This window comes from Nocardioides albidus (assembly GCF_006335005.1).
Taxonomy (GTDB): Bacteria; Actinomycetota; Actinomycetes; order Propionibacteriales; family Nocardioidaceae; genus Nocardioides; species Nocardioides albidus.
On the sequence record NZ_VDMP01000026.1, the window covers coordinates 542484 to 544701 of the forward strand.

2 protein-coding genes are annotated in these 2218 nt (G+C 73.0%); both read right to left on the reverse strand.

Translation table 11 applies throughout. The features are described from left to right. Positions 1-100: 100 nt before the first annotated feature. Entirely contained in the window at positions 101-1570 is a 1470-nt protein-coding gene (locus FHP29_RS18400) for a copper amine oxidase (protein WP_205014240.1), read from the reverse strand. Between the two features lie 107 nt (positions 1571-1677). Next, on the reverse strand, positions 1678-2218 hold a 541-nt coding region (locus FHP29_RS21875; protein WP_158296634.1), incomplete at its 5' end, for a hypothetical protein.

Consider the following 2218-nt stretch of genomic DNA (forward strand, 5'->3'; position numbering starts at 1 on the left):
GCCGCCCGATCACTGACCATGCCGACATCACATCAGGACGGTCCGACACAAACCCCGACTCCGCCCACCGTCCCGTCCACAGGTGATCGGCATGCGCCGCCTACTGGCCGAGGCCGGCTCCGCCGTCGCTCAGCTCGTCGAGCGGCTCGCCGTTCCAGTCGTCGGGCTGGCCGTTGAGGTCGGCGCGGTCGGGCGGCACGTCGAGGCGCTGTGCGGTGAGATCGCGGGGGAGGAGGGTGAAGCCCTGCCAGTGCAGCTGCATCGGTGACTGGTCCTCGTCGCGCGGGACGTGGTGGAAGCCGACGGCGACCCAGGAGACGACGTCGCTGAGCGGGCGGGTGCGGCCGAGGTCGACGTAGTCGGGGACGCCGGCGCCGCAGGCCCCGCGGTTGGCGGTGGCGAAGACCTGACAGTCGTCGGCGTTGGTGAAGGCCACGTCGTACGTCGGGTCGGTCTCCTTCCCCTTCCCGGTAGGCGTCTCGTCGTGGGAGAGGGTGAAGGAGTCGGTCCGCCCCAGCTCGATCTCGTAGGAGATCGGGTGGCCGTCGGCGTTGAGGACGCCGGGCGCGAGGACGCGCCACCAGCGGCGGTCGGTCCGGCGCGCGAGGGTGGGGTGCTCGAGCCGGGTCAGCCCGCCGTCGAGCACGGACGACTGGTCGCCGCGCCGGCCGGTGTCCCGCGCGTCGTACTGCTCCACCGCGAGGCCCTCGTCCGCGGCGGCCGCGTCGCCGTCGCCGGTCCGCAGCGCCCAGTGGACGCGCCACACGGCGTTGTGCGAGTGGCTCGCGGCGTACGGCGGCCGCTCGCCCTCCGACGGCGCGACATCGTGGCCGTGATGGGGGTCGTCGGTGAAGTCGACGGGCGACAGGTCGCCGGTGGCGCCGAGCGCGACCCCGATGCTGCCGTCCGAGGAGAGCGTGTAGCGGGTGACGTACTCGTACCAGCCGACCTTCGAGATGGTCGAGAGGCTCCATGCGGTGTGCCGCGCCGCCTCGAGGGTGCCGTTCTCCTCGGAGCGGTAGGCGAGGCCGGCGTCCGCGACCTCGCTGCAGAGGACGTCGCGCTCGTGGACGTCGCCGAACTTGGTGCCGTCGCCGATGTCGGGCACGGCAAGCGTCAGCCGCTCGCCCGGGCACTCCGTCCCGCTCAGCGTCTGCATCTTGGTGCCGCCGAAGCCGGCGCTGGTGATGTCGGAGGTGAGGCGCGCGCCGGTGTCGTAGGGGACCTCGAGCTGGGCGATGCCGATCTCGTGCGCGACGAGGACAGCGCTGTCGGCGGTGCCGAGGCGCACGTCGCGCAGGACCATGCCGCGTTGCGGGTCGAGGTGGAAGCACAGCGTCCACTCGGTCGACGGGGCTCCCTCGGCCGACGAGGCCGGCAGCGTGCGGCCGAGGCCGACATCCCCCTCGGCGCACGGTACGTCGGCGCGGGCGGCACTCGTCTCCACACCTGCTGCCCCGTCGGTCCGGGCGTCTGCGCCGCTCCCGCGGCCGCCGTCGTCCCCGGCGCATCCGGTCGTGAGGAGCATGACGGCGACGGCGGCGGCACGAGCGGGCCGGAGCGGGAGCATCGGGCGGGTCTCCAGTTCGCTGGATGAGGAGTGGCGCGGGGCTGGGGTGACAGTAAGGGGCCGCGTCCCGGCGACGCGGGACGCGGCCCCGATGGGCGGGGGCCGGGTCAGCAGGGCGTGCGCACCTCCGCGTTGCCGAGGTTCAGCTGGGCCCCGTTCGAGCGCCGCAGGACGGCGACGCTGATCGCCGACAGCTTGAGCGAGGCCACCCGGGTCGTGTCGTCGGGGTTGCGGCAGGTGCCGGTCTCCTGGTGGTTGACCTGCACCGAGAGGCCCATCGCGGCGAGGTCGACGAACGGCTTGACCGCGCTGCGGAGCGGGATGGTGATCAACCCGGTCTTGACGTCGTCGACCGCGAGCCGGAACAGCTGGTCACCCTGGTCGCCCAGCAGCAGGTCGCGTGCGGGCACGAGCAGGCCGTCGACGACCGGCTTGACGACATTCGTCGCCAGGCTCAGGACGACGCACAGCACGCCGCCCGTCAGCCCGGTGGGCGTGCACGTGACCGGGGCGAGCTGACCTCCCATCAGGTTCAGGCTCCACGAGACCGTCGCGCTGTCGGTCTTGGAGACCGCGAGCTTGGCCGTGAGGTCGACGGTGATGGCGCCGAGGGAGTTCTCGACGGCGCCGAGGGCGATGGCGGTGACC